We start from the raw sequence: 25,663 nt of genomic DNA on the forward strand, positions 1-25,663 counted from the left end.
AGCAGGGATGGTTGGCTTTATATTTGGATTGCGCGGTCCGGCATAACGGGCTGGTTGATGACATAAACAAACGAGCGGAGCTATCAAAATGAGCGAAAATGTAAAAATTGCCATGACCATTAACGGTCTGGATCTGGTATTTGAACCCAACATCACCGCCTTTAATAAGTTCACTAACGAAATGATGCCGGATAATAAAGTGGCTCCCGCTACGAATTATCTTAGGCGCATCATCACCAAAGACACAAAAGAAAACCTCGAAAAGATTTTAGCCTTGCCGGGCGGCGCACTTAAGCTCACCGGCGCGGTAAATGAAAAATATTCTCCTGAGCTGGAAATTGAAATAAAAAACTAACCGGCCGGGCCGCCGCTATTGGTAAAAACCAGTTAGAGCAGCTGGAGATATTGCGAGAGCACTATTTTCCCCAGGCTGATAATAGCGCTGAATGGCTGGCCCGCACGATCTGGATTGATAACCGGCATTGGGAATATATGGCTATCGCAGTCAATAACGGTATAGCCACATCATTTAAAGGCGATTAAAAATGAAACAGCTTGATTTAACGCTGTCCCTAATTGACAAAATGACCCGGCCATTAAAACAGGCTCAGGGGTCAATACAGGGTTTCGCCAATAAATCACGTCAGGCGTTTAGCCAGGTAGTCGTGGGCGGCGCCGCACTCTGGGGTGTTGCGCAGTCGTTTATGAGTGTCGTCGGTCCTGCCGATGAAATGCAACGCGCCCTCGGACAAGTGCGCTCCTTGAGCGTATCGGAAGAAGCCCTTAATAGCCTAAGCGACACCGCGGTTAGATTTTCCGTGAAATACGGGGAAAGCGCCGCGGATTTTGTTCAATCCGCTTATTCCATCCAGGGCGCCATTGATGGGTTATCCGGCCAGGAATTAAGCGCCTTCACGACAGCCGGCGCCATTTTGGCCAAGGGGACTAAAGCTGACGCCGACACCATTACCAATTATATGGGCACCATGTACGGCATTTTCAGAAAAACGGCCGACAGCATGGGGCGTTCCGATTGGGTCAAAATGATGACTGGCCAAACTGCTGAAGCGGTGAAAATATTCAAATCCGACGGTAAACAGATGTCGGACGCATTCACAGCCATCGGCGCTAACGCTACCGCCGCCGGGGTGGGTATGTCGGAACAGTTTGCCGTACTCGGGTCATTGCAGGCCACCATGAGCGGCAGCGAGGCGGGAACAAAATATAAAGCCTTTCTGGCCGGGGTCGGCACCGCGCAAAAAACGTTGGGCCTGAATTTCACAAACAAAGACGGCACGATGAAGGGCATTGTTGACATCATGTCGTTAATTCAAAAGAAATACGGTGATATCTCCAAAGTGGCTGATAGTGATCTGTTGAAAAAAGCCTTTGGATCCGATGAGGCCGTTTCAATGATTAAATTGCTCGCAACTGATGTTGGCGGGCTGGCAAAGAATATAACCGCCCTGGGAAAAATAAACGGCATGGAAAACGCCGAAAAAATGGCAAAGGACATGACCAATTTATTTGACAGGATGCTAGCCGTTTGGAAGGGGATACGTATAGCCATTGGATCAGCGCTACTGCCAGCCATGAATCCATTAATAGACAAAATTGTTGAAATGGGTGCGCGCGTTGTTGAATGGTTATTAATGTTCAAAAATATCGCCCGCTGGATTGGTTATGTCAGCATGGGTGTGTTGTCTTTTGTGGCCATATGCGGCCTGGCTAATATTGTTGTCGGAGTGGCGCGGTTCTTGTGGTTGGGATTCATGATTGTTATGAAGGGGCTGCGACTTATATTACTTGCTGTGCGATTCGCCATGATATTGACCGCCGCTGCCACATGGTTATTAACGTCGCCGCTTATGCTGATCATAGCTGTGGTAGCAGGATTGGCTTATGGCGTGTATTGGCTGATAGCTAATTGGAAAACATGGACCGCCGCGATTGCAAATACGGATGCATGGAAAAGTCTGATGTCCGTTATAGCGGATGTCGGCGCATTCTTTGCCGGCCTGTGGAATTCGATCACTCTCGGCTGGCAAATGGTTGTCGCCTATTTTTCCGGATTATCACCGCTCGCCGCTTTTGAAGGATTTGGCGACACAATAAAAGGCGTGTTCACCGGGTTGTGGGATTACCTGAAAAGTTCGTTTGACAGCACCTATAACTGGATTATTGAGAATCTCAATAAAATACCCGGCGTCAATCTTGAGCTGCGCGGCCAGGCGCCGGCAGCGGGCAATTTACTCACCGGCGGAACGCCGCAAAGCATCGGCCAAGGTGGAGTATTGGGCGCGGTCAATAATTCGACCAGCACCACCACCGGCGGCAAAACGCAGCAAATCGGCAAAATTGAGATTAATACGGCTGCCTTCCCATCACCGCAACAGCTACAGGAATATCAGGAGCTTTATGGCCAGTGATGCGTTGTACATCGATCTGCTGATCACAGACCGGGATTTTACGCTGGATCCGGGCGGCGAGCCGGTGTTGTGTAACAACCGGGTCAGTATTGCCCAGGATATCAAGCACAGCATCATGGAAAGTGGGCTGGCCACGCTGCTGGTCGCGGAGCGTAGTCCGACATTGCGCGCCGATATCATGATGCGGATTGAATTTCTGGTAGAGGACGATACTCGCCTGGTGCCCGGCACCATTCAGATTGTCGAGGAAACAACGGGCCGCCTGCTGATCCTGGCGGAAACCTATGATTTTGGGCCAGTAGACGCGGCGGTAAGTTATGGCAACTAAACCCACGGTAGATTTTGAGGCGTCGCTCAGTGAAGGCGGTATGCCGGTCACCGAAGCCCAGGCCAACGCGGAGTTTCAGGCCATCGTTGTGGCCAATGGCGCGATAATTACCAATACCTCGAAAATGTCCCCTTTCTGGCGACTGGTTAAGGCCATCGTGACCGCCCCGGTGATGTGGTTGAAAAACATCCTCGTTACCGTCGTTATGCCAAATATGTATTTAGCCTACGCCACCGGCCCATTTTTGGAGCTGTTCGCCTGGGCGCTGAATTTGGAGCGCAAGAGCGCCACGTTTAGCAATGGGCTGATCACGTTTCGCAAATCCGATCCAACGGTGGCCATCACCATTCCTGCCGGCACCATCATCCAGACCGAGCGCATCAACGGGATTATTTACCGGCTGCTGACCCTGGTCGAAACAGTGATCCCTTCCGGTACGGCAAGCCTGGCCATCCTTACCCAGGCGGAGGGCGCCGGGTCGGCTTATAACCTGGCCGCGGGTTATTACCGCATATTGCCGACAGATATCGCCGGGATAACGTCCGTCGAAAACGAGGACGATTGGTTAACCGTGCCGGGTTCGGACATCGAATCGGAAGAGGAATTGCGCGGTAGGTGCCGCACGCAATTTAACTTGGTGGGCTCATATCACATCGACGCGGTGTACCGCAGCATGATAGCAACCGTTGCCGGGCTGAGCGCTGACCGGGTTTTTTTCCAGCACGACGCCCCGCGCGGGCCGGGAACGGCTAACGCCTACCTGCTGTTGGATACCGGGGTGGCGTCAGATTCATTCGTCGCCGCGGTGAACTATCACATAACTACCCAGGGTTACCACGGCCACGGCGACGACATGCAGTGTTTTCCGATGTTGGAATCCCAGCATGATCTGATTGTGACGGTGTTCCCGTATGCCACCCTGGCGCTGACGGACGAGGAAACGGCGGAGTTAAAAAACGGTGTTGAAAATCTGGTGCGCTGTGCCTTTCGCGAGAATGCGACGTTTGATGTCACGAAAACGTGGCCAAACAGCCGCTTTTCATTCTCCCAATTGGGTGCCGAGCTGCACGCGCAATTCCCGGCGATCGAGTCGGTGACGTTTTCACTGGCCGACATCATCAGCGGGTTGAATATTCCGCGCCTGAATTCGCTGGCCGTGGCGGTGAATGATGAGTGAGAAGCCGACCATCACCCTACCAACCTGGATGGGAGGGAGCCAACCGGCCGCTATCGCCGCGTCTTGCGCGGAATTCTGGGGCAGGGTGCGCGACTGGCTCTATTGGCCTCTTAATCAGATGGACCCCCTGACCTGCACGGTGTCGATTTTGAATCTGATCGCGTATCAGCGGGACATCGACCGGTTTGAAGGTGAACCGCTGGCACTCTACCGGCTGCGCGTGAAATGGGCGTTTACTAATGCCCAGGACAGCGGAAGTTATGAAGGATTTGGCCGGATCTTTGAACGTCTGGGCATTGGATCAATTCAACAGTTTGAGCGCCAGCCCGGCGTTGATTGGGACGTGATCATTATCCGGGTATCAGATGGGCAGCTGGCCGCCAATTCGACGCTGATGAATGAAATCGTTCGCAAATATGGCCGGACCTGCCGCCGGTACCGCTTTGATGTGCTCAACGTGGCGGCCGTGCAAGTCGGCGCCAGTTGGTTTGATAACGATCACCGGCTTTATGTCGGAGAGATAGGCCAGGACGCCCCGATTTTAACGGAATTGGGCCAGTACCTGATGACTGAAGACGGGAAAATCCTGACGGTATAGCGCATCGAGTACAGCCATTAATGACTGTGCTGCAGCACATGAAAACAGACAAAACAGCGACGCGACAGCGTGGCCAGGGAGAATAGCAATGCCATCAATTATCACGCGAAAATTTGAGCAGTGGGCCGCATTGCGGCAGGCCGCTAATCTGCCGGCCCGGCCCGACACGTTTATTTTTGCCAATGTGCCAGGGCAAAATGCCGATGCTGCAATCAGCCGGGACGAAACCGTGCCGCCTGCGCAGTACATCGTGCATACCGCCCCGGTGTTGCAATACGGTATGCTGAATACTGACGCTGTGGTGTTTTCGGTGATCCTGGATACGACGGTGGGTGATTTTGAATATAACTGGATAGGATTGCTCGACTCGGCCAGCGGCACGTTATGCATGATTGTGCATACGATGACCCAGAAAAAAATTGCTACCAGCGGCGACGGGCAGGGGAACACTCTCACGCGCACCCTGGCGATGCAATACAGCGGCGCGGCGGCGGCGGCGCAAATAACCGTCACGCCGGCAACCTGGCAGATTGATTTTTCCGCCCGCCTGTTTGGCGTCGACGAACGCCTACGCCAGGCGAATTATGACCGATACGGCCACGCGGCGTTTTTTGATAATGCGTTTTTACTATCGGGCCACGCATCGCCGTTTGCCCTGGGCGCCGGGGTGGGTTATGTCGGCGGGGTCCGCGCCGCCCAGGCAGCAGGAGGGACCGTAGTTGTTGGCGCGCTGCCGGCCGTGATGTGGCTGGATGTCAGCTTGCAGGGCCAGGTGACCAGCCGATGGGAGGTAGTCGCTAAGGTGTCGGCCGCGGTTAATTTAGCGGATTATGTCGACGCGTTGGGATTTAGTCATTACGTCACTGCAATCGCGAGCATAGATGCAAACGGCAACGTTACGGACCTGCGTCCTAAAGGCTCGCTGGCTGAACAAAATTCAGAGCTGGCGTATTTGAAAAAAGCGGCCAATCTGTCTGATTTGGAAAATAAGGCTACTGCCCAGAATAATCTCGATGTCTATAGTAAAACCACTGCTGATGCCCGTTATCTTATTAAAGCTGCTGGCGGCGAGATAACAGGCGTATTAAGTATTAATAATACCTCTTTCGTTATCAAAAATGGCTCGTATGTTTCATCTGATAACGCAACCCGTTATACCAATGGCTTTAGCATTGAAAACGGCAGTTTGGTCACAAGATTTTATCAAGAGGAATCGATCGGTAATTATATTCAATCAGTTATGCTGGTTGCTGACATTAATAGCTCATCAAATGCCTATGCTTTCCGGTTTAGGCAAAATGGATATAGTTTTGCGCGACGTTTTATCCCTGATGAATATAATAATTGGGATGACCATTTTGATGCGCGTTACGACGATCGATATGATAATCGATTTAACCCCCGATATGCGTATAAAACCGAAGCGGTTATCGATACGCGCTTAGGGGCGGCAGGGAATATGGTGATAACTCATGATACATGGGTTAGGGCGCCATCGGGGTGCATGGTGACGGGGTATTATTTCGAGGGTGACAACCCGGCATCGGATATTCTTGAATACAAGCCTATCCAGATAAATATTAATGGCAACTGGCGAACTATTTCGGGGTAAGGAAAATGCTGACAATGAAATCGCTTACTTTATATACACCAGATGAAAAAAAAGCCTCTAACGTGCTTTACTTAAAAGATGAGAACGGCAGCGACTGGTATGAAAGCATCGACGGTAAATTATGGGGTGAAGAGACTGTTAAAATAGCCTTTGACGCAGCCGGTATTATCCGATTAATGGATGCCGATGTTTCTAAATTATGGCCGCTCAATTTATCGGTTGCGGAATTAAAAGCGTCGACTATTCCAGCCGGGATTAGCCTGAATGGGGCATGGGTGTATGACGGGAAAAAAATCACGCCGCGCGCGGGTTATGCTGCGGAGCAGGCCAGTAACAAAAAACAAGCGTTGATGGCCGCCGCCGGAACGCAAATCGCTATTTTGCAAGACGCTGTCGATCTGGGTATGGCCACCGAAACCGAGACGGCGGCGCTCACGGCCTGGAAAACGTACCGCGTGAACCTGAGCCGTCTAGACACTTCTACCGATAATATTGATTGGCCGGTGGCACCATGACCTGGGCGCGCAAAACGCTGGCGTTTCCGTCCACGATGGGGCAAATCAACTGTGCCGTATCCACAGTAACCCCATGGACCTATGGCGCCGCCCAGGTGGCTGATTCCGGGCGCTATCTGAGCCCACCTAATGCCATGGCCTACCTTGCCAAAAAATTGGCCCAGACGGGTGGCACGCAGCAGACAGTGATTTTTTTGTTAACAGGGACGCAATTAAATGAATTCACACAGTCGATCTCTGACCTCGCGGCCGTATTTCCTCACCCGGATTTTACCAAGCTGGCGCGCCGGGCAGCGGCCCAGGCGAAACTGGATAGCGAAAAAATGCTGTTGCCGGGAGCGCAAAGCCAGGCGCTATCGAGTGCGGCGCCGCTGGCGGTCAGTACTGCCCGTCAGGCCGTCAGCGCGCAGCGGATCAAGCAAGCCGTTACCGCCGCCGCCGGCGGTATCTCACTAAGCGACCTGGGCACGGCGTTGAGTCAGCTGCAATCCACCGCCGCCGCCGCCAGTCAAGCCGCCGCGGATAGCCTGGCCGACCTGGCGGGGCGCCGGGTCGATTTGTGGGTGTTTTCGGACAAAGGCGCATTATCCAATGTCGCCAACGCGATCCAAACGGGAGTGCCAAACCCCGCCGCGATTTACACCATGGCAACGCTGTTTGTCGGGGAGCTGGATCCATTATTGGAGATGCTGACGTGACGCAAATTATCATGCTAGCGCTGGACGGCGAGGCTATCCCGCTACGGGCTATCCGTGTCTCGCCCAGCATGAACATTCAGGACAAAGACCAGTCCGGGCAAACATCGGGAACCGCGACGGCGGAGCAAGGCGTTAAAGCCAAAGAGCTGAAGGTAACAGGCATGATCCCATTCGTGGAAAAGGCCGCCTTGACTCGGCTATTTGAGCTCGCGGAAGCCAAGGGCGATAATGGCGCCGCGCGGCGGTATCGCGTGGCCTCGCCGGTCGCACAGGCGATCAAATTCCGTGAGGGCATTTTCAGCGGCGACGTAAGCGCCGAAGAGCAAGACAACAAAATGGCCTGGCAAATATCATTTACGCTCAAAGAGCAGGTCAGCGTCGCTGAAAAAACGGCGGCGCGCAGCAGCAAAACCACCACTACCACCCAGACGGCAGATGGCGCAACGACGGACAGCGGGGCCGGCGGCGATGCTCCCGATCACGAATTAACCGGGTTTGAGAAATGGTTATCATCCCTCAACGATAAGATAGGCTCCTAATGAAACAGATAATCACGCTGCGCCTGGGCGCCGAACTGGTAACCGTATCATCCTGCGAGCTGGTTTTAGATTTGAGCGCCTGCGGCCGGGGATTTGTCACTGTCGTGCATGACGCGGTGGCAACAGGTCAGGCCGTGCGCATCGATGTCGGCTATAACAACACTGCATACCGGTTTTTTACCGGCTATGTCGAGCGGGACCAGCCGGCGGAAAACGGGTCGCGCCGGCTATTCGTGCGTGAAGTGGCCGGCGTGTTCGAATCGCTGTGGCCGCTTTCAATGCAGCACCCGACGTTGCGCCAGGTCACGGACAAACTGTCCGCAGATACGGGCGTGACGTTTGTACTGCCGGGCGGCCGGAGTTATACCGACACGCCTATCCCGCATTTTGTGCACCATGGCACTGGCTGGCAATTGCTGGCCACCCTGGGCCGCGCATTTAATATCAGTGATTACATATGGCAGCAGTTGCCGGACGGAACGGTCTGGTTAGGCTCCTGGACAGATTCGCGTTTTGCCGGCCAGCCCATCACTGTGCCGGCCAATTTCGCTACAGCCGCCCACGGCGGCAATACCATGACCATACCGGCGGCGCCGGCCATCCGCCCCGGAGTGGTGTTAAACGGCGAGCGCATCACACGGGTGGCACTCAAGGACGATCAGATGTCGCTGACCTGGACGCCGCTCAAAGGCGACGGCACGCCGAAACAGAAAACCCCGCTGCAACGTCAGCTTGAGGAAATCCACCCGGAACTGGCCAGCAACCTGCACTTGCCGAAACTGGCCAGAATTGAGGGGCCGGCCGAGGCATCCAGCCTGGGCGACATCGCCGATCCGTTTCGCCCGCGCCACGCCGTGAATGTGCAACTGCTGGATCAGAACGGCGCCGATAACAAAAACACGCCGGTTTATGCCGCCGTGCCGCTGCCCGTTCCGCAAGCCGGGGACGAGGGCGGATTCTTGTCGTATCCAGAAGAGGGGACACTGGTAGAAGTGGCATTCCCGGATGGGCGCCAGGATAAGCCGATCATTCGTCAAATCCTGCCGGAAGGTAAATCCCTGCCGGAAATCAAACCGGGCGAACGGCTATGGCAACATCGCGCCGGCGTCGCCCAGCGCGCCACACAAGACGGCAGCTGGCAACGTGAGACCGACCAGGAAATCAAAGACACATCCCACCGGCGCACGGTGGCCGCGGATGAAGAAACACGTACCATCACCACCCGCACCACCACCATTCAGGCCACCGACACCACCACGGTGATCGGTACGGCTAAGCTGCTGGCCGGCGCCATCATGCAGGTGGCGACGGGGGATTATGCCGTGGCCACGTCGGCCAATTTGACCACTAAAGCGGGCGGCAACAGCACCGAAAACATTGGCAGCGACAAGACGGCCGATGTGGGCGGAATGCTCACCGAGCGGATAGCCGGCGCACGGGAAAGCGTATCGGCCACCCTCGCGCTGATAGCGGGCACGGTTAAGGTGGGTAACGCCGACACCAATGTGCTAACGCTCCTGATTGAAACGCTGGATCTATTGCATGAGCTGGCCCAACAGACGGCTACCCATACCCACCCGGACACTGGGAACCCAACCAATAGCGCAGACCTCGCAGCTACCGGCACCGCGGCAACCGCGCTCAAAGCCAAATATCAACCCATCATTCTATAGCCCCTGGTGGCATAGCCATTCATGACGATGCCGCCGGCAGCACAGCCATAAGCGGCTGTATTGGCCATCACCTAAACCCAGCACGACACCCCACCTCATCATACGCAGCCAGCGCCACGCCACGGCGCGCAGGCCTCGAATCATCACGCTATGTACCTCAGTCAATCATCATCAAGCCATGGCCCGCCCAGGACGCACAGCGCCACGTAACGGAGCGCAGCCGCCACGGAAACCGCGCTACACCGCACCCGCCTGCCCGTTTCGTGATCGAATATTTTTGCAAAACTCAAATACTGCAAACACTATCGCCAGGCCGCAGCGCCGCTGGGGTCTTGCCCGCAAAGGGCTATTGCAATCTGTGATCTGTTTTGCATCTTTTTGAAAGATCGAAGGGATTTATGTAAGTTGTTGAATTTAATAACCCATTAAAATATAAAAGGATCGTTCCAATTCCGTGAGGATCAGCTATCGCTGGCGGGGAAGTTGCAAAAAAGGGCATTTCTGATGAAACCTAAGTACGGCGCGGCTTGTAGTCAAGTGCGCTACTGGTCAGTGGCAGCAAAAAAGCGCAATGCCACGATCACCGCTTGGCGGTTTATCTGGAGTGCGGATTGAATTTTGTATAGACGTTAAAATTTTGCTCGCCCTCGTCGTAAAGCCGCCAACCGCCCCTATAAAATGCGATCCAGGCGTTAGCTTCTTTTGGGCCAAAGTGATGATTTAACTTGCGTAATTCATCGATAAAATCGCGCGTGGTAACAGTATAGCGCCCGTCTTTTGCGCGTTTTACAGCATGATCAAATGCTGCGGGGATTTCGTACATTCTAGGCATGATCTGCTCTCCTTTAGATTCAAACGAGAGCATACTATAAACTGTATATAATTACAGTATGTGAGGCATCAATTGCTTATTTAACACCATCCCATTTTCCCGCTGCTTTTTCCTGCCTGTATAGTTCCAGCACTTTTTTTGCAAAATCTTCACTTCGGATATAAAAATAGCAGTCGGGAACGTCCAACACATCAGCAAACCGGCACGCCAGTTGGAATTGAGGGGTACGTTGACTCGTTTCATAATGTGACACCCGTTGCCTTGCGCTTTCCGGTTCAATGCCCGCAGCTATCCCAAGTTCTGTTTGTGACATTTTCGCGGCTAGCCGCGCTCTTTTCAGTCGATAGCCAATCATTGTTTAACGTCAGATAAATTTTACTTGACGCATGTCTAGCAGATTTCTAACATGGTGCTGTAAACAAGTTGTTGACATTAGTCGTGATAATAAAAGGGATGTAAAAAGCCTCCTTCTTAGCCGTCTTTAAGGGCGGCATTTTTTTTGCAAAAAATGATATGTATGTTTCAATATTTATTAAGAGCATTCAAATGCATTATAGTTTGATGGGTGAAACTGTTGGCGGTCCGGTTAAAATATTCATAGGCTGGAGTACTTTATTTAGTTATTACTACATGTTCATTGAACCGTATAGAAAACCACCGCTTTATTGTTGTTTATCTGATCGGAATATTGGAAATGACATATTGGAGCATTATCAAATAGTATTAGAGCGATTTGGTATAAAGAATATCAGTTTGAAAAAAGGTTCAGGACTTTATAAGCAACTCATTAAAGATAGAATAAATTATTCATGAATACTTTTAATGCCCAATTATCAAGGCCCGCTTATCTTGCCGCCGTCGCCCGTAGCACTGCATTTCGTTCTGCTACTGTTTTTCCGCAATGCATAATCAAGTGCTGAACATAACCGGCATGCAATGAAAAGCCCCGGTTTCCCAGGGCTTTTTTGTCGATGTGGTCAATGTGTGGACGTTAGTTAAAATAAATCCTTTTATTTCAATCAATTAAACCCTATTGCAAGTTACCAAGAACTGACAAGCAGGGTTAACATTCACCAGCAGAAAGCGCCGGGATAACATGTTGTGGATCGCGTTCAATTGCGCGCAGCAACGCCTTAGCCGGGCCGGTGGGATCGCGCCGCCCTTGCTCCCAATTTTTCAGTGTGTCTACATTGACAGATATCAGTTTGGCAAATCCGCTTTGGGAAAGCCCGGTCGCGTGACGAATTTCTTTCACTCGCACGGCGATCACGCTCGTTTCTCTTGCCGGGGCCCTTGAGCCCTCGGTAATTTCATTCATTTGCACCATGCTTTCTTTGAGACGTTCAAATAATTTCTTATCCATTTACCACCCCTTATTCAATTCACGTAGCTGCCGTTTTTCGTCCGAACTCAGGTCGTCCTTGATACCTTTTTTGTAAATTAGAATCATTCGTAATTGAGATTCGGCGACTTTGTGATAATAAATCACCCTAACCCCTCCACGCTTGCCTTTACCCGCCGCAGACCAGCGAATTTTGCGCAAGCCGCCAGTTTCTTGGATCACATCCCCTTTATCAGGGTTTGCCGCTAGATACGTCTGAAACTCGCGGTATTCATCGTCGGTCAGTAGTTCTTTGACATCCTCAGTAAAAATATCAGACTCAATAAATAACATGGCTATGCGTCAATGGCGTATGATAATCATAGATTAACACCATGCTTCTATAAGTCAATGGCGTACAATAGAATAAACCCCGCGTTGCGGGGTCTTGTTTTTATTTTTGGTCGATGTGGTCAATGTGTGGACATTGCATAAAATAAATCCTTTTATTTCATATGTTTAACAGGAAATGATGGACACCATCCCTGTCTTCCCCACCGAAAGGTGGGGTTTTTTTTATCTTAATTTTAGTATAAATAATCGAAACAGCGATGTTTAACGGCGCTATGTTTGCAACATCTGTTATCAACTGCAATGCTGTATCCGCCACGAATCGGCATTATGGTTATAAGCGGCTGCGGTTACCGCGATCCCTTAGAATTAGCCCCGGGAGAAAGCGCGGGCAAGCGGAAATGTAATGCATTATCATATGGCCTAAATCGCGATGATAGTCGGAATTTGCCTGACCTGAATCAATTCAGCTAAACGGAATTGATATACTATTTTTACCATAAGCCAAGGGCCTTGTTGTAAATGGGCCCCGATATCCAGCCGGCATAGTGTATTCTACAATTATATCTAAAGTTCAGAGGTAGTCATGATTAAGAAAATCGGTGTACTGACAAGCGGCGGTGATTCACCAGGCATGAATGCAGCGATCCGGGGCGTGGTTCGCGCCGGACTGTCCGAGGGATTGGAAGTCTATGGCGTCTATGACGGCTACCTCGGTTTGTTTCAGGATCGGATGAGCAAGCTGGACCGCTATAGCGTGTCGGATATGATTAACCGTGGCGGTACCTTTCTTGGCTCTGCCCGCTTCCCTGAGTTCCGGGAAGAAGGTACCCGCGCCATCTCTATCGAAAACATGAATAAACGCGGGCTTGACGCCTTGGTGGTCATCGGCGGCGACGGTTCCTATATGGGGGCAAAACGCCTCACTGAAATGGGTTTCCCTTGTATCGGCCTGCCCGGCACCATTGATAACGACGTCGCCGGCACCGATTACACTATCGGTTATTTCACCGCGCTTGAAACGGTGGTCGAGGCGATCGACCGGTTGCGCGATACGTCTTCTTCGCACCAGCGCATTTCCATTGTTGAAGTCATGGGCCGCTATTGCGGCGACCTGACGATGTCGGCGGCTATCGCGGGCGGCTGTGAATTTATCGTGCTGCCGGAAGTCGAATTTAAACCCGACGATCTGGTGTATGAAATCAAAGCCGGTATCGCCAAAGGCAAAAAACACGCCATTGTCGCCATCACCGAGCATATCTGTAACGTAGCCGAACTTGCGCAATATATTGAAAAAGAGACCGGACGTGAAACGCGCGCCACGGTTTTGGGCCATATCCAGCGCGGCGGCAGCCCGGTGGCTTACGATCGCATCCTGGCCTCGCGCATGGGCGCCTTTTCTATTGAGCTGTTGTTGCAAGGCTACGGCGGCCGCTGTGTCGGCGTGCAAAACGAAAAGCTGGTTCACCATGACATCGTCGATGCCATTGAAAACATGAAGCGGCCGTTTAAAAGCGATTTGCTGGAATGCGCTAAAAAACTGTATTAATCAGTTGCAAGCAGGGCGTAACAACGCTTTCAGGCGTTGGCCCTCCGCCTGGTTCTCAGGGACGAGACCGACCGGCCGCCGCCATTCTCCACTGGCCTTAGCGGTTTGTTTGCCTCCAGCCTCCCTGTCCGGTCGATACCTAATCGGCAACCCCATTTTTAGCTTCCCACCCCGGTTAGCTCTTTTGCTTATATAAATTGCGTTTTTATTCTTTAAAACACGGAGCGATTTCTGACACTCTCTGGTTATGCACTATTCATATGAAAAAAAATCTCTTGGGGAGCGGAATGATGTCGAAATGGCAAGCAGGGTTGTTGTTGATTTTATTATCAGGAAGCACGCTGGCGAAGGATATTCAATTACTGAATGTATCCTACGACCCGACGCGTGAGTTATACCAGGACTATAATGTGGCATTCAGCAAATATTGGCAGGCCAAGACCGGCGACAAGGTTACCGTTCGCCAATCACACGGCGGTTCCGGCAAACAGGCTACCTCGGTTATCAACGGTCTTGAAGCGGATGTAGTGACGCTGGCGCTGGCTTACGATGTCGATGCCATTGCCGAGCGCGGCAGTATCGATAAAAAGTGGATTTCGCGCCTGCCGGATAACTCCGCTCCTTACACGTCCACTATTGTGTTCCTGGTGCGTAAAGGCAATCCGAAGCAAATCCACGATTGGCCCGATCTGATCAAACCGGGTATTTCGGTCATTACGCCAAATCCAAAAACATCCGGCGGCGCCCGCTGGAATTACCTGGCCGCCTGGGGTTATGCCCTGCATCATAATAATAACGATCAGGCGAAGGCCCAGGACTTTGTCAAAGCCCTGTTTAAAAACGTCGAGGTACAGGACTCGGGCGCGCGCGCTTCCACCAATACTTTTGTGGAACGCGGCATAGGTGATGTGCTGATCGCCTGGGAAAACGAAGCGCTGCTCGCGGTCAATGAAGTAGGCAAAGATAAATTTGATATCGTGGCGCCGAGCGAGTCCATTCTGGCTGAGCCTACCGTATCGGTGGTGGATAAGGTGGTCGATAAACGGGGCACGCGCGATATTGCGACCGAATACCTGAAGTATCTTTATTCAACGGAAGGCCAACGTATCGCCGCCAAGAATTATTATCGACCGCGCGACCCGCAGGTTGCCAAGGAGTTTGCCAAGGAGTTCCCGCAGATAAAATTATTTACGCTTAAGGACGATTTCGGCGACTGGCAGCAGGTGCAAAAAATCCATTTCGCGACCGGCGGCAGTTACGATCAAATCAGCCAGCGCTAACGCCGGGTAAATCCGCAAGCATCTCTTCGCTACAAATAATGACCGATCGGTTGCCCCGATCGGTTTTTTATCATTTGTTGGACTGCCATCAAAATGTTATTTCTCATCCTCATCCCGCCATTACTGCTTTAAGCGGTTCCGTTAATCTGCCGTTAATCATATATTTTTTATATTCAATTGGGACAGGCTGATTTATTTATGCGAGATAGCGTTAATCAAGCCAACATCAGCTCATAAAATGACATCCTGCTATTGAATAATTGGCTTCTTATCGTTTTATGTTGCCGCTCCGGTACCGCAATTTAAATGACTTCATCGTATTAAGAAGGGAGGGATCCAGAGTATGCCTTTATCCGCCATTCAGCACAGGGTCAATACCGGACGCTATTACAACCAAACCCATGGTAATGTCAGTGATAAAAAAATGCGGCGCAAGTTGAGCCGTATGGCCGCGTCGCCGGGCGACCCGGTAGCGGCCGCCAGGGCGCATTTGTTACTCCATGCGCTGGCGCTGGTGGCTAACGCATCAATCAGCTGCTTACTTCCATCGCCGTCGTCGCACCCTGGCGCTGTTTTCCCGCTACCCGGCCGGCCGGTGACGTCCGGCGGCGCGGCGGCGGGATTACCCGCTTTTAAAATCTGTGAGATGCGGGACCAGGCCCAACGGCGGCATTTACAGAATATGCTGGGCGGACGGGGACCCGTACCTGATAACAGCAAGCACCGGGGGATCGTTCCTTATGTCTATTTTTCGCCAGCCATGACTACAGCTCGCCGGGGCAAGCGAATAGCTATTGATAGATCATCGGGGATGCGTGCGCGGGAATACCGGGAATTTATTGAAAACCATTGCCACATCAGGACCAAAACCCTCCAAGGGAAGGTGTTAGGGGACAGTCTTCTGATTGCAGGCGAATACGTCAGGAATCCGATGCGCGGTATCGTCGAGAAACTGAAGGCGCTTATCCAGGGCGAGGGTGAACTGTCCCGGACGCAAGCCACGCTGCTTGAAATCGCCAATCTTGGGCAAGACATTATCCTTGGGTTTTTCACCATGGGAGCGTATCCGGTTATAAAATATACCTCATCAAAATCCCTCGATGTCGCCGGCCATGCCATTAACGGCGACAGCGCCTGCGTGTGGAACGATTTTTCGCCGGAAGAACTGGCCAATCTGCTGTTTAATACCGAGGTGGGCATCACCGATCGCCGGGCTTTTTTCAACTCACTTGTTCATCCCAAACCCAGGGAACTGGCGGGGACCCATGTTTTTGAACCTGATGGGGCCTTTGTACATGAGAGGCTGCCGGCGGGAATCAATACGGTGAAACATCTGGCGGTCGACCGGGAAGGTTCAACCCTGACGGTGCGTGAAGCGAAAACCGGCGAATATGTCATTACACCAGCGCAGCAGGGCAAACCGGGGAAAACCGACCGGAAAGTGTATTTTGACGTGATAAATGATAAAATTAATATCGAGGGTAATATTCCTCCGAGACAGGGGTTTGATTATAAAATACAGGATGGCAAGAAATTTTTACGATTATATAACGAAAATTATGAGCTGACCTTTAACAGCGTTAAAAAAACGCCTGAACTGAAATTGCATAACCGTGACGGTACGGAATCACGGGTGCCGGTGTATAGGGAAAAAATAAGCCATTCATGGCATCTTGGTACTCATAATCACAAACCCGTGTTCAAGGAAAAACAAGAAAAAATCATTAATTCATTGAAAATTGATTTTAATAACGATCATTATTATATTTCGGTTGATAATCTTCACCAGCCATATTATGGCTTAGGCAAGATTATCGAGGTCAGGCCTAAAGACGCCGCCTATGGCAACCACGTCCCATTGATGAAAGTTATCGAGCTGAAGGGAGAGTTGGTGCCCGTTCGTGAGGTGGTCGTGCCTGAACGCGGCATTAAATACGAAATATATAATAGATCAATGCCCCGCCGGCGCGGGCATCCGGTCGAATTTGACGGGCGCCGGTGGTTATTTGAGCAAGCTACCTCAGTCCATGCCGGCAAAACGTTAAGACGCGCTATCAGCAAAAAGCTCACAGCTGACGGCATAAGCGCCCATCATTTATCGGCGCCGGATGAGAAAGGCCTGCGTTGGGATGCTAATAATAATGCACATCTAAAAATAAAAAATAAATTTATAAAAATTAAAAAATACTCAGATTCATATAATAAATATTTTCTGATAAATAACGATCGTAAAATTATGCTTCGATTCAGGAAAAATAAATTCCACGTAGAAACCTATAAAGAGCGGATTTACGATCTTCGCCAGGTCGGCATGAGTGGACACGGCGGGGTCAGAAAGCGAAAAGCCGCCATCGATATTCTCAAGGAAGTAGATGGATTCAGTTTTGAGCAAGCCAAAATGTTGCTGGCCCAGTACCGTTTCCCTACCAACGGCCTGTTTAACGAGCGTTCGTTTGCTTTGGACATAGAACATTACGGCACTATTCCGCCGTGGGCTAAAAGATTTAAAATCAGCCCCCGAAACGAGCCTTCAGGCTCAACCCAAGATATGAGCGTGCGTGTGTTTGATCCTGACGATGAGAGCATAGTGCATGAGTTCTCTTTTGGAGAGACCGTGGGTGAAGGTGATTTTGGCCTGGTGTTGAAGGATGCAAAAGATCCAGATTTTTATATCAAAAAAATGCATGCCCGTTCAGATGAAGATAGCGATATCGATATTGAAGCATTGGCGAAAAAAGAAGCCGAAACATTCCGTCAATTTTACGGTCCTGACTCGGCGAAAGTTTTTAAAGACGATAAAGGCAATGTTTACAACAGAATGTATAAAATTCCAGGTAGAACACTGGAGTCTGTCCCCGAAGGCTCACTGCCGCGCGATGCGATTGAACGATATGTGGATATGCTGGAGAAAATGAATGTCGAGAACATTATTCACGCAGATCTTCATACGGGAAATATTATGTGGGATGGTGAGAGTAACATGTTTTTTCCCATCGACATCACTAATATAAAACCGAGTTATTTCAGAAGCGGCAGCTACTACAAACATATGCAAAATAGATTGGGAGAAGATGATTGGAACAGTGTTATTGATGAGATAGAACATAAAATGGTTGCGTTAAGGCCCGACGTCACGTAACGGAGTATGCATATCCGCAGCAGCGAGCGGTATCGGCCATTAACCCGTGATGGTATGTCGTCCGGTTTAAGCCTTGGCCAGCGAAACGTTTCGATGGCGATCACGTTTTTGATATCCCGTACTTGTGGCCGACAGGATTAATGATTATTTTCAGCCTAGCGAAACGTTTCGCTGGGAGGGTTTGAACATGAAGAAAGGGTTATTGCTTAACGCCGACGTCTCCGCGTTGATTTCCCGCTTAGGCCATACCGATGAAATCGTCATTGCAGACGCCGGGCTGCCCATACCCGTGGCCACCGCCAGGATCGATCTGGCGCTGACCCAGGGCGTGCCGGGATTTTTACAGGTGTTCGACGTCGTGACCAGTGAGATGCAGGTGGAGAGGGCCATCATTGCCAGCGAAATGGCCGCGCATAATTCCGCGCTGCATCAGGCATTGCTGACCCGGCTGTCCCGGCTTGAGCAATCACAGGGCAATACCATCGGCATCGACTATATCAGCCACCAGGCGTTTAAAACGCAGACCACCCACAGCCGGGCCGTTATTCGCAGCGGGGAGTGCTCGCCCTTTGCCAACGTTATCCTCTGCTCCGGCGTCACCTTCTGAGGCATCCATGCAACCGTTATTGCAACTGACAGGAATAGACAAGTCGTTCCCCGGGGTCAAGGCGCTTTCCGGCGCTGCGCTGACGGTCTATCCGGGCCGCGTGATGGCCCTGGTCGGGGAAAACGGCGCCGGTAAATCAACCATGATGAAGGTATTGACCGGTATTTACAGCAAAGACGCCGGCACGCTTTCTTTTCTGGGCCAGGAGGTCATATTCAGCGGACCTAAGGCTTCCCAGGAGGCCGGGATCGGTATTATCCACCAGGAGCTGAACCTGATCCCCGAACTGACGATTGCCGAAAATATCTTCCTGGGCCGCGAATTCCTTAACCGGTTCGGCGGCATCGACTGGAAGCGGATGTACAGCGAAGCGGACCGGCTGCTGTCCCGCCTGAACCTGAGCTACAGCAGCCACCGGCTGGTGGGTGAATTGTCGATCGGCGATCAGCAGATGGTGGAAATCGCCAAGGTCATCAGCTTCAAGTCCCAGGTAATTATCATGGATGAGCCGACCGATGCCCTGACCGATACCGAAACGGCCTCGTTGTTCAGCGTCATCAGGGAGCTCAGGCAGCAGGGTTGCGGCATCGTGTATATATCCCACCGGTTAAAGGAAATTTTCGAGATCTGCGACGATGTCACGGTAATGCGCGACGGACAGTTTATTGCCGAGCGGCCGGTAAACGAACTGCGGGAAGACCAGCTGATTGAAATGATGGTGGGCCGCCGCCTGGAGGAACAGTATCCGCGCATAACGCAGCGTCCGGGCGCGGAGCGTCTGCTGGTCGGCCACTTGTCCGGCCCCGGTGTGCATGACGTCAGTTTTACCCTGCGCCAGGGTGAAATCCTGGGCTGTGCCGGGCTGATGGGCGCCGGTCGTACCGAACTGATGAAAACCTTATATGGCGCCGCCAGGCGCACCGGCGGCAGCGTGACGCTTGACGGACGCGCCGTGGCTGCCAGGACGCCGCAGGATGGGCTGGCCAACGGCATCGTCTATATTTCCGAAGACCGCAAGCGTGACGGGCTGGTGCTTGGCATGTCGGTTAAGGAGAACATGACCTTGACCGCCCTGCGCTATTTCAGCCATCAGGCCGGTTGGCTGAGACACGCCGACGAGCGGGTGGCGGTGGGGGATTTTATTCGTTTATTTAATATTAAAACGCCGTCGATGGAGCAGCCTATCGGCCTGCTGTCCGGCGGCAACCAGCAAAAAGTCGCCATTGCGCGCGGCCTGATGACCCGTCCCAAGGTGCTGATCCTGGATGAACCGACCCGTGGCGTCGACGTGGGCGCCAAGAAAGAGATTTACCAGTTGATCAATCAGTTTAAGCAGGAAGGGCTCTCCATCATTCTGGTGTCCTCCGAGATGTCCGAAGTCCTTGGCATGAGCGATCGCGTCATGGTGATGCACGAGGGGCGCCTAAGCGGCATATTCCCCATCGAGCAGGCCACCCAGGAAGTGCTGATGGCCGCGGCCGTCGGCAAGCTTTATCGTCCAATGCAGGAGAATCAGTGATGAATTCCCGGACCATCCCCGTTAAACGCGGCATCAGCAAAGCCTGGCTGCTGGAGCAAAAATCATTGATTGCGCTGCTGGTGCTGATCGCCGTGGTCTCTTCGATGAGTTCCAATTTCTTTACCCTGAACAATCTGTTCAACATTCTCCAGCAGACCTCGGTCAACGCCATTATGGCGGTGGGCATGACGCTGGTGATCCTTACCGCCGGCATTGATTTGTCCGTCGGTTCGCTGCTGGCCCTCACCGGCGCGGTAGCCGCCTCGGTGGTCGGGCTGGAAATGAACGTTTTGGCGGCGGTGGCCACCTCCCTGGCGCTGGGCGCGGCCATCGGCGCCGTGACCGGCCTTATCGTGGCCAAGGGCAAGGTACAGGCCTTTATCGCCACCCTGGTCATGATGCTGCTGCTGCGCGGCATCACCATGGTGTACACCAACGGCAGCCCGGTCAATACCGGCTTCAGCGATGCGGCCGACGCGTTCGGCTGGTTTGGCATCGGGCGCCCCCTTGGCGTGCCGACGCCGGTATGGATCATGGCCGTGGTGTTCCTTGCCGCCTGGTACATGCTGCACCATACCCGCCTGGGCCGCTATATCTACGCGCTGGGCGGCAATGAGGCCGCGACGCGCCTGTCCGGCATCAGCGTCGACCGGGTCAAGATTATCGTCTATGCGCTGTGCGGCCTGTTGGCGTCCCTGGCGGGCGTTATCGAAGTCGCGCGCCTATCGTCGGCGCAGCCTACGGCGGGCACCGGCTATGAGCTGGATGCCATCGCCGCGGTGGTGCTGGGCGGCACCAGCCTGTCCGGCGGCAAAGGCCGCATCATGGGGACGCTGATTGGCGCGCTGATCCTGGGTTTCCTGAACAACGGACTGAATTTATTAAGCGTTTCCTCCTACTACCAGATGATTGTTAAAGCCGTGGTGATTTTGCTGGCGGTGCTGGTGGATAACAAAAGCAGTAAATAACCTCTCCCCGCAGGAATGATAAAAATGAAAATGAAAAAATTAGCCGTTCTGATGTCCGCCGTTGCGTTAAGCGCCACCCTGAGCGCCAATGCCCTGGCGAAGGATAGTATCGCGCTGGTGGTTTCCACCCTGAACAATCCGTTCTTTGTGTCGATGAAAGACGGCGCGCAGCAGGAAGCGGATAAACTGGGGTATCAACTGGTGGTGCTCGACTCGCAAAACAACCCGGCCAAGGAGCTGGCGAACGTGCAGGACCTGACGGTGCGCGGTGTTAAACTGCTGCTGATCAACCCAAGCGATTCCGACGCGGTGGGTAACGCGGTAATCATTGCCAACCAGGCCAAAATCCCGGTGATTACCCTGGACCGTAAGGCCAGCAGGGGGACCGTCGTCAGCCATATCGCCTCGGACAACCGGGTAGGCGGCAAAATGGCCGGTGATTTTATCGGTGAAAAGCTGGGCCAGAATACCAGGGTTATCCAGCTGGAAGGTATTGCCGGCACCTCGGTGGCGCGCGAGCGTGGCGAAGGGTTTAAACAGTCCGCCGATCGGTATAAGTTCAATATGCTGGCCAGCCAGCCCGCCGATTTCGATCGCACCAAAGGGCTTAACGTGATGCAAAACCTGCTGACCGCGCACCCGACCGTGCAGGCGGTATTTGCGCAAAACGACGAGATGGCGCTGGGCGCCATGCGCGCCCTGCAAACCGTGAATAAAACCGATGTGCTGGTGGTGGGTTTCGACGGTACGGCCGACGGCATCAAAGCGGTGCAAAGCGGCAAACTCGCCGCCACCGTGGCCCAGCAGCCCGACCAGATCGGCATTATCGGCGTGGAAACCGCCGACAAAGTGCTGAAGGGCGAAAAAGTGGATGCGGTGATCCCGGTTGCCCTGAAGCTGGTCACCAAATAGGCCGTAAAACTTCAACCGCAGGGCCCTGCGTTATCGCCGTATCCCGGCGATAACGCATCTAATCAGGATACAGGCGATGGCAATCAAACAGCTGGTGGTTCTCGGCAGCATTAATGCGGATCATATTCTCAACCTTAAACACTTTCCCCGTCCCGGTGAAACGGTGATTGGCGGCAACTATAGGGTGGCGTTCGGCGGCAAGGGCGCCAACCAGGCGGTGGCGGCCGGCCGGAGCGGGGCGGATATCGCGTTTATTGCCCGCGTGGGCGACGATGATATCGGCGCGAGCATCCGCCGGCAATTGCAGGCGGACAACATCGACGTCCGGCCGGTGGAACCCAGCGCCGGCGCCGCTACCGGCGTAGCGCTGATTTTCGTCAACGCTGAAGGCGAAAATGTCATCGGCATCGATCCCGGTGCCAACGCCGCGGTAACGCCGGCGTATCTGGCCCGCTATGAGCAGGTGGTCGCCAACGCCTCGGCATTATTGATGCAGTTGGAATCTCCGCTTGATACGGTGATTGCCGCCGCCCGGCTGGCGCGGGATCACCAGACCCGGGTCATATTAAACCCGGCCCCGGCGCGTCAGCTGCCGGACGAATTGCTGGTCTTGGTGGATATCATCACTCCTAATGAAACCGAGGCGGAACAGCTGACGGGCGTGACTATCAGCGATGACGCCGCCGCCGCCCGCGCCGCGCAGGTATTGCACGACAAAGGCATAACCACTGTTATTATTACGCTTGGCAGCAGGGGCGTATGGCTTAGCGAAGGCGGCAACGGCGTGCTGGTGCCCGGATTCAAGGTCCGCGCGGTGGATACCATCGCGGCCGGCGATACCTTTAACGGCGCGCTGATGACGGCGTTGCTTGAAGGCCGGGATATGCGTAGCGCCGTCAGGTTCGCCCACGCCGCCGCCGCAATAGCGGTGACCCGCCCCGGCGCGCAGCCGTCGATCCCGTGGCGCGACGAAATCGACGCTTTTTTACAGGATTAGGAGCTTATTTGGCCACCATGAAGGATGTTGCCCGCCTGGCGGGCGTTTCCACTTCCACCGTATCGCATGTCATCAATAACAACCGTTTTGTCAGCGATGCGGTGCGCGATAAGGTGCTGGCGGTGGTGGAACAGCTTAACTACGCGCCGTCGGCCTTAGCCCGCAGCCTGAAGATAAACCAGACGCGCACCATCGGGATGCTGATTACCTCCAGTAATAACCCGTTTTATGCGGAAGTGGTGCATGGCGTTGAACGCAGCTGCTATGAGCGCGGCTACAGCCTGATCTTGTGTAATACCGAAGAGGATGCCGACCGCATGAGCCGCAGCATGGAAACGCTGCTGCAAAAACGCGTCGACGGGCTGCTTATCATGTGTACCGAAAATAACCGGCCCTCCCGACTGGCGCTGCGTCGTTATCCTTCGTTGCCGATTGTGATGATGGATTGGACGCCGTTTGAAGACGCGCTGGATATCATCCAGGATAATTCGTTACTGGGCGGCTGCCTGGCTACTGAATTCCTGATCTCGCGCGGTTACAGCAAGATCGCCTGTATCTCCGGTCCCCAGGATAAAACCACCGCGCGCCATCGGCTGCAGGGATATCGTCTGGCCATGGAGCGCGCCGGGCTTGCGATACCGGCCGGTTATGAGGTTTTCAGCGATTTCGAATTCGGCGGCGGCGTGACGGCGATGCAGCAACTTTTATCGTTAACGGAGCCGCCCCACGCGGTGTTTACCGGTAACGACGCTGTGGCGGTGGGCGCCTACCAGGCGTTGTTCCAAGCCGGCCTGTCCGTCCCTAAGGATATGGCGGTCATCGGCTACGATGATATCGAGCTGGCAAAATACCTGACCCCGCCGCTGACCACCATTAACCAGCCGAAAGATTCTTTGGGCGAGCTGGCGATCGACACCCTGCTTTACCGGTTACAACATCCCGATACCGAACCCCAGGTGCTGGTGTTGACCCCCGAACTGGTGGAACGGGCGTCGGTTGGCCGTTGTTGAGCCGGCGGTAAAAGCCGTTCCGTCCGGGTTGAGGCGAAAAAAAACCGGCAACCCGGTCTTCAAGGCCCGGTTTCCGGTTGATTTGCCGACAGCACGCCAAGGCCGGGCGGCTATCGCGCCGCTAACCTGCCCATGGCGTTATCTCAGGCTTGTTTAGCTTCAGCCGCCGCTTTGACGATGACCGCAAAGGCATCCGCCTTCAGCGAGGCGCCGCCTACCAGCGCGCCGTCGATATCCGGCTGGGTAAACAGTTCCGCCGCGTTGCCGGCATTCACCGAACCGCCGTACTGGATAATAACCTGTTCCGCTACCGCGGCATCGTGCTTGGCGATATGGCCGCGGATGAATTTATGTACCGCCTGTGCCTGTGCCGGAGTCGCCGATTTGCCGGTACCGATAGCCCAGATGGGTTCATAGGCAATAACCGCGTTATCAAAGGCCTTGGCGCCCAGGGCGTTCAGTACCGCGTCAAGCTGGCGGGCGCAAACCGCTTCGGTTTGGCCGGCTTCGTTTTCCGCTTCGCTCTCACCGATACAAAGCACCGGGATCAGGCCCGCTTCTTTCAGTACCGCGAATTTTTCAGCGATGAGTTCGTCGCTTTCCTTATGATAGGTGCGGCGCTCGGAGTGGCCGATAATGATATATTTCGCACCGATATCCTTGAGCATGTCGGCGGAGACTTCGCCGGTAAATGCCCCGGACAGGTTGGTATCGACGTTTTGCGCGCCCAGGGCCAACTGGCTGCCGGCAAGCTGGCGCTTGGCCTGTTCCAGGTACATTACCGGCGGCGCGATAGCCACGCCGCAGCCTACAACACCGCTCAACTCAGAGCGCAGCGCGGCGATCAAATCGTTCACCAAATGCTTGCTGCCATTCAGCTTCCAGTTACCCATCACTAACGGATGTCGCATCTTATATTCTCCAATCAGGAAACGCGAAACAAAAAAATTGACTGTCCGGGGACAGTACTACCTGCCCCCAGTATAGAGAGAAAGCGTCGCGGTGGCTTTGTTTTTTGTCATTAAACCGGGGCCGATCAGGGCTCGGACAGCGCGAGTTTGATTGGTTCTATGGCAAAAGTGAGACCTTTGTCACCATTATCGACCACGACATAACGCAAGGCGCCCCAGGACTGCTGGAAAAAGCGCGAACCCTTGCCTTTGGCCAGCAGGTCGGCCACCCGGGCGTTGCTTTGCGCCACGGTCAAGCCCGGCTCAAACTCCCGCAGCAGCGCGGCCATATAACTTACGGCCACGGCGCGCGCCGCTTTTTCGCTGCCCCCTTCCACCGCCAGGTAGGTCAGTTGCAAGGTCTTGATCTTGCCGCTGCCTTTTTCCAGCGCGGTGGAGGCATACAGGGTCTCGTTAATTTTACTGGCGGCACGCGTGAGGTTGATGCCGTCGTTGCGGCTATCAATCGCCCGGAACTCGCCAATGGTCAGCGCGGGATTGCGCGCATTATACTGTTCGCGGAATTTTACTACCGTCAAATCAAAGGTCGGCGCGCCGGCCAGGAGATAAGGCGCGGGGGACGAGGTATCAGCGGCGGCTTCCGCCGCCGCGCCCGTCGCAATCGGACACATTAATCCCAGCAGCAGGGCCGGGACGGC

General features: G+C 53.5%; 26 protein-coding genes. 20 read left to right on the top strand and 6 right to left on the bottom strand.

All coding sequences use genetic code 11. From position 1 onward, the window contains the following. The first annotated feature begins 88 nt into the window (after positions 1–88). The 11 genes from GRH90_RS19035 (at position 89) to GRH90_RS19080 (ending at position 9,569) form a co-directional block, all read left to right on the top strand. Positions 89–355 carry a putative phage tail assembly chaperone gene (locus GRH90_RS19035; protein ID WP_162367539.1) on the top strand — a complete coding sequence of 89 codons (267 nt, stop codon included), beginning with the start codon at positions 89–91 and terminating at the stop codon, positions 353–355. A gap of 50 nt (positions 356–405) precedes the next feature. After that, positions 406–543, top strand: coding sequence for a DUF6890 family protein (locus tag GRH90_RS26715; RefSeq protein ID WP_376766091.1), 138 nt, complete (start codon positions 406–408; stop codon positions 541–543). Between the two features lie 2 nt (positions 544–545). Then, on the top strand, positions 546–2,429 hold the full coding sequence (locus GRH90_RS19040) for a phage tail tape measure protein (RefSeq protein ID WP_162367540.1): 1,884 nt from the start codon (positions 546–548) through the stop codon (positions 2,427–2,429). Next, the gene (locus tag GRH90_RS19045; protein WP_162367541.1) at positions 2,419–2,757 is read left to right on the top strand and encodes a DUF2590 family protein; all 339 of its coding nucleotides are present in this window, start codon (positions 2,419–2,421) and stop codon (positions 2,755–2,757) included. Before GRH90_RS19040 ends, GRH90_RS19045 begins: the two co-directional genes overlap by 11 nt. Then, a complete protein-coding gene (locus GRH90_RS19050) occupies positions 2,747–3,934 on the top strand; it encodes a baseplate J/gp47 family protein (RefSeq protein ID WP_162367542.1) in 1,188 nt (395 codons plus the stop codon). Before GRH90_RS19045 ends, GRH90_RS19050 begins: the two co-directional genes overlap by 11 nt. After that, a complete protein-coding gene (locus GRH90_RS19055; RefSeq protein ID WP_376766093.1) occupies positions 3,927–4,532 on the top strand; it encodes a hypothetical protein in 606 nt (201 codons plus the stop codon). Before GRH90_RS19050 ends, GRH90_RS19055 begins: the two co-directional genes overlap by 8 nt. Positions 4,533–4,620: 88 nt before the next feature. Next, positions 4,621–6,144 (top strand): phage tail-collar fiber domain-containing protein, encoded by a 1,524-nt coding sequence (locus GRH90_RS19060; protein ID WP_162367544.1) that lies wholly within the window; start codon positions 4,621–4,623, stop codon positions 6,142–6,144. Positions 6,145–6,158: 14 nt separating this feature from the next. Then, a complete protein-coding gene (locus tag GRH90_RS19065) occupies positions 6,159–6,659 on the top strand; it encodes a tail fiber assembly protein (RefSeq protein WP_162367545.1) in 501 nt (166 codons plus the stop codon). Between the two features lie 35 nt (positions 6,660–6,694). Further along, on the top strand, positions 6,695–7,357 hold the full coding sequence (locus tag GRH90_RS19070; protein WP_162367546.1) for a hypothetical protein: 663 nt from the start codon (positions 6,695–6,697) through the stop codon (positions 7,355–7,357). Further along, positions 7,354–7,896, top strand: a complete 543-nt coding sequence (locus tag GRH90_RS19075) for a baseplate complex protein (RefSeq protein WP_162367547.1) — start codon at positions 7,354–7,356, stop codon at positions 7,894–7,896. The genes GRH90_RS19070 and GRH90_RS19075 overlap by 4 nt, the downstream gene beginning before the upstream one ends. Beyond that, complete coding sequence (locus tag GRH90_RS19080; protein WP_162367548.1) at positions 7,896–9,569, top strand: hypothetical protein; 1,674 nt, start codon at positions 7,896–7,898, stop codon at positions 9,567–9,569. The genes GRH90_RS19075 and GRH90_RS19080 overlap by 1 nt, the downstream gene beginning before the upstream one ends. Positions 9,570–10,164: 595 nt before the next feature. On the opposite strand, the gene GRH90_RS19085 is transcribed toward GRH90_RS19080, so the two are convergent. The 4 genes from GRH90_RS19085 to GRH90_RS19100 all read right to left on the bottom strand — a co-directional run bounded on the left by GRH90_RS19085 (position 10,165) and on the right by GRH90_RS19100 (position 12,076). Next, entirely contained in the window at positions 10,165–10,401 is a 237-nt protein-coding gene (locus GRH90_RS19085; RefSeq protein WP_178113233.1) for a DNA polymerase V, read from the bottom strand. Positions 10,402–10,477: 76 nt separating this feature from the next. Beyond that, on the bottom strand, positions 10,478–10,756 hold the full coding sequence (locus tag GRH90_RS19090) for a helix-turn-helix domain-containing protein (protein WP_162367549.1): 279 nt from the start codon (positions 10,754–10,756) through the stop codon (positions 10,478–10,480). Positions 10,757–11,464: 708 nt separating this feature from the next. After that, on the bottom strand, positions 11,465–11,764 hold the full coding sequence (gene nadS / locus GRH90_RS19095) for a NadS family protein (RefSeq protein WP_162367550.1): 300 nt from the start codon (positions 11,762–11,764) through the stop codon (positions 11,465–11,467). Further along, positions 11,765–12,076: a type II toxin-antitoxin system RelE/ParE family toxin gene (locus GRH90_RS19100; protein ID WP_162367551.1), complete on the bottom strand. Its 312-nt coding sequence runs from the start codon at positions 12,074–12,076 to the stop codon at positions 11,765–11,767. A 583-nt stretch (positions 12,077–12,659) separates the two neighbouring features. On the opposite strand from GRH90_RS19100, the gene pfkA reads away from it, so the two are divergent. From pfkA to rbsR, 9 genes are all read left to right on the top strand, one after another. Continuing rightward, positions 12,660–13,622: a 6-phosphofructokinase gene (gene pfkA, locus GRH90_RS19105; RefSeq protein WP_162367552.1), complete on the top strand. Its 963-nt coding sequence runs from the start codon at positions 12,660–12,662 to the stop codon at positions 13,620–13,622. A 290-nt stretch (positions 13,623–13,912) separates the two neighbouring features. Then, positions 13,913–14,902 carry a sulfate ABC transporter substrate-binding protein gene (locus GRH90_RS19110; protein WP_162367553.1) on the top strand — a complete coding sequence of 330 codons (990 nt, stop codon included), beginning with the start codon at positions 13,913–13,915 and terminating at the stop codon, positions 14,900–14,902. A 343-nt stretch (positions 14,903–15,245) separates the two neighbouring features. Continuing rightward, positions 15,246–18,041: an OspG family effector kinase gene (locus tag GRH90_RS19115; RefSeq protein WP_162367554.1), complete on the top strand. Its 2,796-nt coding sequence runs from the start codon at positions 15,246–15,248 to the stop codon at positions 18,039–18,041. 187 nt (positions 18,042–18,228) lie between these two features. Then, positions 18,229–18,648, top strand: coding sequence for a D-ribose pyranase (gene rbsD, locus GRH90_RS19120; RefSeq protein ID WP_162367555.1), 420 nt, complete (start codon positions 18,229–18,231; stop codon positions 18,646–18,648). A 7-nt stretch (positions 18,649–18,655) separates the two neighbouring features. Continuing rightward, complete coding sequence (gene rbsA / locus GRH90_RS19125) at positions 18,656–20,167, top strand: ribose ABC transporter ATP-binding protein RbsA (RefSeq protein WP_162367556.1); 1,512 nt, start codon at positions 18,656–18,658, stop codon at positions 20,165–20,167. After that, positions 20,167–21,135, top strand: a complete 969-nt coding sequence (gene rbsC, locus GRH90_RS19130; RefSeq protein WP_162367606.1) for a ribose ABC transporter permease — start codon at positions 20,167–20,169, stop codon at positions 21,133–21,135. The genes rbsA and rbsC overlap by 1 nt, the downstream gene beginning before the upstream one ends. Positions 21,136–21,159: 24 nt before the next feature. Beyond that, positions 21,160–22,047: a ribose ABC transporter substrate-binding protein RbsB gene (gene rbsB / locus GRH90_RS19135; RefSeq protein ID WP_162367557.1), complete on the top strand. Its 888-nt coding sequence runs from the start codon at positions 21,160–21,162 to the stop codon at positions 22,045–22,047. A gap of 76 nt (positions 22,048–22,123) precedes the next feature. Next, positions 22,124–23,044 carry a ribokinase gene (gene rbsK / locus GRH90_RS19140; RefSeq protein WP_162367558.1) on the top strand — a complete coding sequence of 307 codons (921 nt, stop codon included), beginning with the start codon at positions 22,124–22,126 and terminating at the stop codon, positions 23,042–23,044. Between the two features lie 8 nt (positions 23,045–23,052). Then, the gene (rbsR, locus tag GRH90_RS19145; RefSeq protein ID WP_162367559.1) at positions 23,053–24,054 is read left to right on the top strand and encodes a ribose operon transcriptional repressor RbsR; all 1,002 of its coding nucleotides are present in this window, start codon (positions 23,053–23,055) and stop codon (positions 24,052–24,054) included. 143 nt (positions 24,055–24,197) lie between these two features. Here rbsR and tpiA read toward each other — a convergent pair whose 3' ends face one another. Next, positions 24,198–24,965 (bottom strand): triose-phosphate isomerase, encoded by a 768-nt coding sequence (tpiA, locus tag GRH90_RS19150; protein ID WP_162367560.1) that lies wholly within the window; start codon positions 24,963–24,965, stop codon positions 24,198–24,200. A 125-nt stretch (positions 24,966–25,090) separates the two neighbouring features. Beyond that, positions 25,091–25,636, bottom strand: a complete 546-nt coding sequence (locus tag GRH90_RS19155) for a DUF1454 family protein (RefSeq protein WP_162367607.1) — start codon at positions 25,634–25,636, stop codon at positions 25,091–25,093. Positions 25,637–25,663: the final 27 nt, after the last annotated feature.

This window comes from Acerihabitans arboris (assembly GCF_010131535.1).
GTDB classification, from domain to species: Bacteria; Pseudomonadota; Gammaproteobacteria; order Enterobacterales; family Enterobacteriaceae; genus Acerihabitans; species Acerihabitans arboris.

What these genes read in the sequence shown, in the direction of transcription:
- GRH90_RS19155 (WP_162367607.1), bottom strand. Translation starts at nt 25,636, where the DNA reads ATGTGTCCGATTGCGACGGGCGCGGCGGCGGAAGCCGCCGCTGATACC.
- rbsC (WP_162367606.1), top strand. Translation starts at nt 20,167, where the DNA reads ATGAATTCCCGGACCATCCCCGTTAAACGCGGCATCAGCAAAGCCTGG.
- rbsK (WP_162367558.1), top strand. Translation starts at nt 22,124, where the DNA reads ATGGCAATCAAACAGCTGGTGGTTCTCGGCAGCATTAATGCGGATCAT.
- GRH90_RS19100 (WP_162367551.1), bottom strand. Translation starts at nt 12,076, where the DNA reads ATGTTATTTATTGAGTCTGATATTTTTACTGAGGATGTCAAAGAACTA.
- rbsB (WP_162367557.1), top strand. Translation starts at nt 21,160, where the DNA reads ATGAAAATGAAAAAATTAGCCGTTCTGATGTCCGCCGTTGCGTTAAGC.
- GRH90_RS19070 (WP_162367546.1), top strand. Translation starts at nt 6,695, where the DNA reads ATGGGGCAAATCAACTGTGCCGTATCCACAGTAACCCCATGGACCTAT.
- rbsA (WP_162367556.1), top strand. Translation starts at nt 18,656, where the DNA reads ATGCAACCGTTATTGCAACTGACAGGAATAGACAAGTCGTTCCCCGGG.
- rbsD (WP_162367555.1), top strand. Translation starts at nt 18,229, where the DNA reads ATGAAGAAAGGGTTATTGCTTAACGCCGACGTCTCCGCGTTGATTTCC.
- GRH90_RS19050 (WP_162367542.1), top strand. Translation starts at nt 2,747, where the DNA reads ATGGCAACTAAACCCACGGTAGATTTTGAGGCGTCGCTCAGTGAAGGC.
- GRH90_RS19110 (WP_162367553.1), top strand. Translation starts at nt 13,913, where the DNA reads ATGTCGAAATGGCAAGCAGGGTTGTTGTTGATTTTATTATCAGGAAGC.
- GRH90_RS19090 (WP_162367549.1), bottom strand. Translation starts at nt 10,756, where the DNA reads ATGATTGGCTATCGACTGAAAAGAGCGCGGCTAGCCGCGAAAATGTCA.
- GRH90_RS19045 (WP_162367541.1), top strand. Translation starts at nt 2,419, where the DNA reads ATGGCCAGTGATGCGTTGTACATCGATCTGCTGATCACAGACCGGGAT.
- GRH90_RS19065 (WP_162367545.1), top strand. Translation starts at nt 6,159, where the DNA reads ATGAAATCGCTTACTTTATATACACCAGATGAAAAAAAAGCCTCTAAC.
- GRH90_RS19060 (WP_162367544.1), top strand. Translation starts at nt 4,621, where the DNA reads ATGCCATCAATTATCACGCGAAAATTTGAGCAGTGGGCCGCATTGCGG.
- GRH90_RS19035 (WP_162367539.1), top strand. Translation starts at nt 89, where the DNA reads ATGAGCGAAAATGTAAAAATTGCCATGACCATTAACGGTCTGGATCTG.
- GRH90_RS19055 (WP_376766093.1), top strand. Translation starts at nt 3,927, where the DNA reads ATGAGTGAGAAGCCGACCATCACCCTACCAACCTGGATGGGAGGGAGC.
- nadS (WP_162367550.1), bottom strand. Translation starts at nt 11,764, where the DNA reads ATGGATAAGAAATTATTTGAACGTCTCAAAGAAAGCATGGTGCAAATG.
- GRH90_RS19085 (WP_178113233.1), bottom strand. Translation starts at nt 10,401, where the DNA reads ATGCCTAGAATGTACGAAATCCCCGCAGCATTTGATCATGCTGTAAAA.
- pfkA (WP_162367552.1), top strand. Translation starts at nt 12,660, where the DNA reads ATGATTAAGAAAATCGGTGTACTGACAAGCGGCGGTGATTCACCAGGC.
- GRH90_RS19040 (WP_162367540.1), top strand. Translation starts at nt 546, where the DNA reads ATGAAACAGCTTGATTTAACGCTGTCCCTAATTGACAAAATGACCCGG.
- tpiA (WP_162367560.1), bottom strand. Translation starts at nt 24,965, where the DNA reads ATGCGACATCCGTTAGTGATGGGTAACTGGAAGCTGAATGGCAGCAAG.
- GRH90_RS19080 (WP_162367548.1), top strand. Translation starts at nt 7,896, where the DNA reads ATGAAACAGATAATCACGCTGCGCCTGGGCGCCGAACTGGTAACCGTA.
- GRH90_RS19115 (WP_162367554.1), top strand. Translation starts at nt 15,246, where the DNA reads ATGCCTTTATCCGCCATTCAGCACAGGGTCAATACCGGACGCTATTAC.